Annotated in this window: 4 protein-coding genes and 1 pseudogene; all 5 read right to left on the bottom strand. The window is 45.0% G+C overall.

All coding sequences use genetic code 11. From position 1 onward, the window contains the following. Positions 1–45 precede the first annotated feature (45 nt). Entirely contained in the window at positions 46–522 is a 477-nt protein-coding gene (locus F4Y64_06580) for a hypothetical protein (protein MXX97263.1), read from the bottom strand. Continuing rightward, the gene (locus F4Y64_06575) at positions 522–1,001 is read right to left on the bottom strand and encodes a hypothetical protein (GenBank protein ID MXX97262.1); all 480 of its coding nucleotides are present in this window, start codon (positions 999–1,001) and stop codon (positions 522–524) included. Before F4Y64_06575 ends, F4Y64_06580 begins: the two co-directional genes overlap by 1 nt. A gap of 1,216 nt (positions 1,002–2,217) precedes the next feature. Next, positions 2,218–2,850: a hypothetical protein gene (locus tag F4Y64_06570; protein MXX97261.1), complete on the bottom strand. Its 633-nt coding sequence runs from the start codon at positions 2,848–2,850 to the stop codon at positions 2,218–2,220. Positions 2,851–3,029: 179 nt separating this feature from the next. Further along, positions 3,030–5,828: a type III restriction endonuclease subunit R gene (locus F4Y64_06565; GenBank protein ID MXX97260.1), complete on the bottom strand. Its 2,799-nt coding sequence runs from the start codon at positions 5,826–5,828 to the stop codon at positions 3,030–3,032. A 161-nt stretch (positions 5,829–5,989) separates the two neighbouring features. Next, a pseudogene (locus F4Y64_06560) lies at positions 5,990–8,563 on the bottom strand (site-specific DNA-methyltransferase). Positions 8,564–8,612 lie beyond the last annotated feature (49 nt).

The raw sequence follows: 8,612 nt of genomic DNA, 5'->3' as shown, positions 1-8,612 counted from the left end.
TACGAAATACATAGCGCCCCGTAGCCTTATCTGACGGCCGTCCTACTATACCAGGTAAGTATCATGGCGAGTCTTAAATACGACAGCTTTGCCAGTTGTCATATTGACTGCAGGGATGCAGAGGCGACACTTAGCATCTCCAATCTTTGACTTGGCACCTACTAGATCTTGAAGGTTACTATGGAATGGTTCATTGGAATACAAAACATCTGCAAGCATGGCACAGAATTTATTTTTCCCTGGTAATTTCCTATTAAATACCTCATCTGCTTTATTCTGAAACATATCCAACACCCTATCCATCGGAATCTCCAGAGCTAATGAAATCGCAATGATTCCACCTGCGGAAGTGCCACAGATTAGATCAAAGTATTGGTGCAGTGGAGACCCGACCTGTTTTTCTAATTCGGACAAGTAAACAGCTGAGCATACGCCCCGCACACCTCCACCATCCAATGACAGCACTCGAAATGGCGGACACTCTTGGGAGTCAGAATTATTTGCAAATGATAAATGGCTCATTATTGCTCTTCTGGCGAATCGTTTTGAGTAGTTTCCTCCCGGTCACTAGTCTCTCGTCTTTTAGAACTAGATGCTTTACCACTGACTTTTGTGCGCATTGTAAGTGCAAAAACAACGTAGTTTTCAAGTCCAGGATACGGTTTATTCTCAATATCGAAATATATTTTATTCCTGCCTTTTTCGATTTTTAGTTGATTTAGTATATTTCTAAATTTAACATAATAATATCTTCCAGATTGAAAAACTTTTACAGGTGGTGGGACATCAATTTCCTCTGAAATAGCATTATCAATGAGATAAAACCGTAACGGATTGCGTTCAAAGGATGTTGTGGCCACAACAAAAGATGGGAGGGATTTAAGTCTCATATAGTTTACAGCGTCTTGATTAAAGACTAACCGACCAGAAGCGTGAACGCTTGCATAGGGTTTTGGTTCCCGATGTTTCGGGTTCAGAAAAGTCAATTGTTGAGTTTTCATGATATAGAATGTTAGGTGTAAATCACCTGTATGTTACTGATTCAATTATGTTCCACAAATAATTATATTGTTTTGTCTGACTGTTGATTGCTGCATCCTTGACATAGGTCATAATTCTAACCGATCTACGTGATTCTTGATGACAGGGTATTTAACAGTATTGTCTGATAATATTTTTATTCGTCTGGCATTCGTTCAATTCTCAGAAATCAATCATACGTCCTACACTAATCAATAATATTCTTCAATTTAGACGTATCATTCAAGATTTGTGACGTAAACTGTAACCTCATTTAATCAATAGTTAATGAGATCCTCATTCATAGAGGTAGATAGTATTTTGTCAGATATATGTTCACGACCACCACCGAGGTTGCCAGCACATGCTCAAAGCCGTCTACACTGGTTTCATGTCCCACCAACAAGCCTTGGTGATTGAGGTGATTCTAGTAGGAATCGCCCCCCGTATGCCCCGTAAATCGGCATTGTAGACTGATATTTTTAGTTTTTCCAATCTACTTGAATAAGCCTTCTTTTCTTCCGCACGACCACTCCCTAGCCGTTCATTAAGCAGCTCGCGTACCCCAAGATTGGAAATGCCCCAATAGATGAGCATGCAATAGCAGCCCCTTGACTCCTGCTACTAGGAGCATCCACCATGGGGCACCTATTCTATGTAGGTCCTTCCTGTGTATACCTCAATATGAATTGATCCGCATCCTCGATCACGGCTACCGAACCCTCTAAATAGCTAGGCATCCCCAGAATCCCTTTGTGGAGTGTCCAGTGAGCCACCGCGTTAACGCCTAAGCCACAGCCGAATATTTGACGGTGGATTACTTCAAAAAACCGTGTAATCAGTAGGTAAACCCGAGTAGGGAATCGAACTGATTTCGGCCAAACGCAGTACCCATTAAAACAGGAAAGAAAGTGTCCAGAAGATACCCCCAATGATCTGCTACTCCCCCTGCCCATCCCATTGATAACGTAATTCTCCTACGACCCTGCCTTCGTGTACCAGACCAAGGTTCAATGGCGTTCGAGCGATCTGTCCGCCTGTGACCAGTTGATGGTAACTCCCTCAATAATTGATTTTCTCGTTAATGAGTATAGGGAGAGCCCGTATCGCCAATTACTAGTTGGTTGATCCATTTACTCAGCGGGCAATCACCCAGGTTTACGGCCAAACTGATCGGGTAGTCTTTTTTCATTTGACCTAAACCTCAATGTCAAGTAGTCCATGAAGGTGGTCTCTCCATTTGTCACCGATGAATGAGTAGTGTTTGCAGTAGCCTTTAATTGCTTGCTGAAGCTCAGAAAGTGAAGGAATATGAATTTTTGCAGTTTGTTGTATATGTACCAAGTGTTCCGATTCATGTCGAAGCCAGTCGATTGACCACAGCGATTTATCCTTCCGACCCGAAGTAATCTGGCATTCTACATTGGCTGGAAGTCGATCACGCTGATCCCCAGCAACTGTCAGAAACGGACCCGGCGGCGCTTCTTTCGCAACACCGTATGCACGAATGAAAGCAGTTCCCATAACAAAGGATGGGATCATCAATCCCTGACCCATATTTACCACCCTACCACTATAATTCTCCGAAAATATTTCCTGTGGATAAATTCCTCTAATATCAGCAAAATCACCTTCTGCGATTGCGGCTGCGGCAAAAGTTCCAGAGGTTGAAATGTGACGCATCAGTGCACTCGCGATGGCAACGGGACGGTCGAGAGAGGATTCCCCAAAGTCGCTCACGATGGCAAAACCGTCTCCCATTTGATGTACGAAAAATCGCTTAGGATCGGCCGGATAGGAGTTTCTTCCAATCGCGTAGATGCCTCTCATTATGGCGCGAAGTGAAGCGTGCGCCTTCCCCCTCTCACAGACCCAAAACCTACTAAATCCAAGAATGTCAATGAATATGCACCACCGATTACCATTTGTGAAATGATTTGCCATGCCTCCAGGTGACTTCAAAGCTGGTGATCACGCGTAAACAATTGTTGAATGGGATAATTGGTAGGTTAATGCGTAGCGTGTCTTCCCAAGATTTCGTAAAGTTCTCCTGGGAAATTAGATACGGCACAAGACCAATGTCCAAATCCTCCGTTCTCATTTACGGCTTTCACCCACTCTTGTAGAAATTTGTGCTTTGTGCGTGTCAGTTCTGTTATTTCTCCTTTCGTTTCGAGAATCAACATAGTGCCTGACCTGAGTCTAATTATAAAATCAGGACGGTACTTTCTAATGACACCTCGGTATGTGTATAAGATTTCAAAACCAAGGTGGTCATTTTTGACCCATGCGTCCACTTCAGGACTAGCATCCAGTATACCGGAATCCGAGGCTTCCCATGTACTATCATATACACAATAATTTATATGGCTACATTTTGTGAGTTCGCACGGTCTACTTGTATACCACGTACTCATATCTCCAGTTGAACGAATCGGCTGATCTTGGTCAAATACTAGATCGAGCTTCTGGGTATTCTGAAAACGAACCGCCTCCAAAATATGGTGAACTACCTTTGTCATTCCTAGTGTGACCATGATTTTACGAGGACTATCTCCCAGGGAATCAAGTGAGGGTGGTATGATGCGAATGCCATCTGATTTGGCAATAAACTTTTCGACCAAATGTACTAACTGAGCTAACAAGGCAACTTTACTTGCTTTCCAATTCGGCTGAACTTGATCATAAACATCTCGCGCTGCTTCAAAAATAAGCCTCTGCATGCGCTGCCCTTTTGCATAATCCTCCAAGTCAATCAACTTGATCTTGGTTAAATCGGGTTTGCCTTCTACAACGGGAGCTAGTTCGGCTAATTTTGCAACCTTAGTGACATCTAGGATTAGTGGACTCAGTTTTTCCCAATCTACGGATAATTCAGGACGGAGTGTATGCTCTACGCGAATCACATTTGGCCACGAAATTTCAAATTCCTCTCTTCCAGATACTGGTTCTATAGCAGTCTTTGGTTTGGGTGGCGGTGGAGGCGTGTTATCCCCACCTTCATGCGGCAAAAACGTAAAAGGAATTCCGAAAATATTCACATATTCCGGTTCAAAGAACCCAGTTTCTGAGTTCACATCGTAACTGGTACGACGTAGTCCACGCCCTACAACCTGTTCACAAAGGAGTTGACTAGAGAACGCTCTCAGTCCCATAATATGGGTTACGGTCTTTGCATCCCATCCTTCGGATAGCATTCCAACAGAGATCACGTTTTGTATCTGCTCGCCAGATTCACCGACCTTTCCTACAGTGTCTACTTGTTGCCGAAGAATTTCTGCCTGTTGCTTGCTGGTGCGGCCTACTTTAGGGCTAGTGTTACCGTGAGAAAAGTCCAATTTAGTGATTGGCTCTTCTGAACTCTCGGCTTTGTTGAGTACATTTGAATCTATATGGAGAATACGTTCAGGATCACATAATTCTTTAATTCGCACCTTCTTATGATCAAACGCATACTTAATGCGTGCTGCCGTTTCCGTGCGATTGGCGACGGTAATCATGACGGGTGGAGTACTGTTTCTTGATAGCTTTTCCCAGTTCTTGGCGGTTTGCTGCCAATCATAGCCAAGCAAATAATAACCGTTCATTACCAAGTCTGGTAACGGTTTCTCCGGTTTAGCCTTACTATTTAAGTCATCCCGAACATCTGGATCGTTGTAGATATGATACAGGCGCGACTTGAATGTTTTAACGTCTGGCAAAGCATCATCATGAATGACAACACGAGGAGTTTTCACTAGTCCAGACTCAATTGCATCATTAAGTCCGAAGTCACTGATTATCCAACCAAAAAGTGCATCTTCTTGATTTAGATTAGCTGATGGCGCAAAAGGCGTTGCCGAAAAATCATAGCACTTGAGTATGCCACGTGCCCTATGGATTCTGTCCAACCCTCCTATCCATTTCGTGGCTTCTTCTACAACGTTTTTTCGAATCCCTCTCACCTTTGATCCAGGGGTAATTCGCCATGCGTGATGTGCTTCATCATTAATGACTAATAGATTACGAGCTGTAGCCATATTTCCAAGAACTTCCCGAACATAAGCCTCGTCGCTCTGCACTCCGCGTTTATCAATTCCGCGCTTTTTAGTAATCTGTTCCTCTGTTTCCCAATTCAACGCATGCCAATTTCGAACTTCGATACGCCCCTGACGCAGCTTTTCGAGTAGGGGTGATGGCACTACAAGAAAACTCTCGTAGTAATTTCCTGGATGCACTGGATTTAGAACGGCTAATCGATTCTTAACCGTTAGCCCTGGAGCTACAACCAATATGTTCTTGGAGAACCGTACATCCTGCTTATTCGAGACCTTGTTGAGGATATGCCATGCAATAATCATGGCCATCACAACGGTCTTTCCCGAACCTGTGGCCATCTTTGCACACAATCGATCAAACATTCCACCATCGGAAGGAATATCCAAACCAATCTTTTCGCTTGGGGACGCTTCAGTGAGCCAGATTAGTGTTTCGGCTGCCTCCAACTGGCAAAAGAAAAACCTCCTTCTTGCAAATCCCTCGGGATCATTCCAATAACCCAACAATCTCCTCGTGATTCCTGTGACCCCAGGGTATCCTGCATCGCGCCAAACATTGACACGGGTCCGAATTCGATTAACTAAAGGGATCTCCTTAAACACTCCCGGATCATCGAAAGCCTTTGAATCACCTGAAGCCACCACATACCCTGCAGATCGACGCCCATCTACCAAGTTGAATAATCGTGTCTGACGATCATAATGCCAATGCTTAATTGGCTCTTGATGAGGCGAGTTTATAATCAGTTGGTCAATGTTTGCACTCGGCATTATTCAGTTCCAATATACTCATACCTCAAGGATTAGGAATTATTAGACGGACGTAGGCTATGGATTCAAGATGCCCAATTCTGCCTCCCGAATATTCTTACAGCGTGGAGTAACAGACGAAATATTAGCGGAATTGGAAACTAGTCCTTGAGGGTCTCGCATTACTCTAATTCCACTATTTTCAAACTCTCAATGCCTCTATCGTCAATGATCTTGACAGCTGCACGGCGATGCTGACCAGCCTTAAATTGTAATGACCTTGTACCGAAATATGCTCGTATGAGATCTGTTTCCACTTCTGCATTGAGATTTTTTTCGAGGTCCTCTAGGTCTTTCGCACCCGAACCTGTAAGAAAGAATACCTGTTTGGGAAACAGGCTGCGTCCATCGTAATCTGTGTCCAGCATCCACATAGCAATCTTGTCGGGATCTCCAGACTCAATATCTCCTGTTTCCATATTGAAATAGTCAAATCCATGAACGGAGACACAATACACCTCTTCTCCACTACTACTGGATCTCTAAACTGTCACATCCGGCTGGCCAATCAACCAAAAACTCTCGTTACTCGCGCGTTTTCTTTTTAGGTCCTCGGTTAAAAGATCAACATTCATTTGTGCTTTTAGCAGGGTCACGCCAGGCCAATTCGTCTCGTCAATGTCTTTAGACGCTTCGGGATCAAATTGAAAGGCTGCAAAAATGATAATGGTGGGTTTGGGAACAAGCAATTGTGCCTCCTCAATTGCAAGAGCGACTTGACGCTGTTCCATTGGAGTATGATCCGGCCCAAATGAAACGACAACACGATCAGATCCAGCAGTACAAACTCCACCTGATACGTCTCCCCTTACACCGGGGCGGGTTTCGCCTTCTGCATGCAAAACCCGCATCGCAGGCAAGGGCTCCAGTCTTGTAAAAGAAATACGCTGGCCAGCCTTACCTCGTACACCTGTCTTGAGTAATTCACCCCGCCAATCATTTTGACGGATCGTCTCTCCCGTGCGGGCTATAGAAATATCAGGATTGGGGGATGAATACTGTACATGAACCTCACTTAGAGGCTTAGCCGTTGGCGCAGGAACGGCTTCAACGGTAAACGGACCCGCAACTCTGGTTTTTTTGCGATCACTGAGCGGCTGATCATATAATACTGTCTGATTCGGTTGCTCATTGTAACCTAAAATTCTCGCAGAGACGGTCTCAACAATACGATATTGAAACCCAGCCCCAACGCCCTCATTAGGGTGAGCTAACGTGTAATAGTCGTAAATTGCGGTGAGCAAGCGTTGTCGGGCAACGGCAACGGCCACGCGTGAAGTATCGCAGGTAATCCATCTCCTGCCCCACTGTTCAGCAACATAGGCTGTCGTTCCACTGCCGCAGGTAGGGTCAAGTACCAAGTCACCGGGATCACTGGTCATTAGGATGCAACGCTGGACCAGCTTGACTGCGGTCTGGACTACGTACCGTTTATTGCGCTCGTAAGCTTGATCAGGCCAGACATTATTGATCCGTTTTCCGGGAACTTCCTCCTCGTAACGTTTCCACATTAGTGAAGCATTTCCCTTAGCGGCATCAAGACGCCCCAGTTCAGCAAGCCTATCCATCCCTTGTTTGGAAATAGACCAATGAGCGTCCTGTGGACAATGAAATTCACGCCCATCCCACTCATACGACTCCGACCTACCCGTCATAGAAGCTCCCTGTGACGTTAAACCAGTACGCCTATAAATTCGCGCACCCTTCGGCAAATACTGCTTTGGGTTAAATCGTTCTTCAGCAGTTAGTCGCCGGCATGTTCCATCAAGAAGCTCGACGAAAACGTATGAGCTAAATAATTCAATAATGCCCTTGCGATCTAGTGGCTCATACAATTGCCGATACTTTACTTTTTTTGCATCTTTCGCGTACCAGAGCAGATAATCTGCGACTTCCGGTAGAGTTTTTGCAGAACTTCCGCTCGTAGTAGCATACGTGATGGTTGCAACTCGGTTCTCTGCCCCGAAAATCTCATCCATGACCATTCCCACGCGGTGAACGTTTTCATCACCAATTTGCACAAAACAGCTTCCGCTTTCGTGTAGTAGATCGTGAGCTAACAGAAGACGGTCTCGAAGATAAGCGAGATACGAATGAATCCCAAGTTCCCATGTATCTCGAAATGCGCGAATTTGCTCAGGTTCAGCTGTCAGATTCTTATCCTGATCCCCACCGGTAACGCTGTGTTGGCTAACAAAGGGCTGAAAATTGGATCGATACCCAACCCCATAAGGCGGATCGATGTAGATGGTTTGTACTTTCCCGCCAAGCCCTTCCTTCTCCAGTAAACTATTCATGACTAACAGGCTATCACCTGCAATTAGCCTATTGGTCCAATTCTGGCGGTGCTTGTAAAATTCAATCGCTTGACGAATTGGTGGGTTTTCTTCCGGCGTAGAAAACAGAGATAGCTGGGGACCTCCATCGGGACGTTTCCGTATAGCCTCTATGACAGTGCGAGGATCAATTCTCTCATGAACATGAAGCGAGACCGTAGGTATTTCAAATGAGGTACGTTCTTGTTTGCCAGCCCATTGCAATTGAGGGTCTATATGAGGGTCGTGATTGTAGGTTCTCGTTTCCTCACCTCCATCAGTTTCTGGGGTAACCAGACCGACCGGCGGGTTATTAACCCGCTCCTTCCCTTGGTGCGTATAGTGTTCAACTTGACGCTGTTTCTTTTTAGATCGTCCCATTCTGTCACAATTAATGAATCTCGCTTTTCAGCCAGCATGCGCCCTAAAA

It is taken from the genome of Rhodothermaceae bacterium, from assembly GCA_009838195.1.
Lineage (GTDB): Bacteria > Bacteroidota > Rhodothermia > Rhodothermales > Bin80 > Bin80.
This window is presented reverse-complemented; position numbering and strand designations above follow the sequence as displayed.

Coding starts and splice junctions, on each gene's coding strand:
- F4Y64_06580 (MXX97263.1), bottom strand. CDS start 522: ATGAGCCATTTATCATTTGCAAATAATTCTGACTCCCAAGAGTGTCCG.
- F4Y64_06575 (MXX97262.1), bottom strand. CDS start 1,001: ATGAAAACTCAACAATTGACTTTTCTGAACCCGAAACATCGGGAACCA.
- F4Y64_06570 (MXX97261.1), bottom strand. CDS start 2,850: ATGAGAGGCATCTACGCGATTGGAAGAAACTCCTATCCGGCCGATCCT.
- F4Y64_06565 (MXX97260.1), bottom strand. CDS start 5,828: ATGCCGAGTGCAAACATTGACCAACTGATTATAAACTCGCCTCATCAA.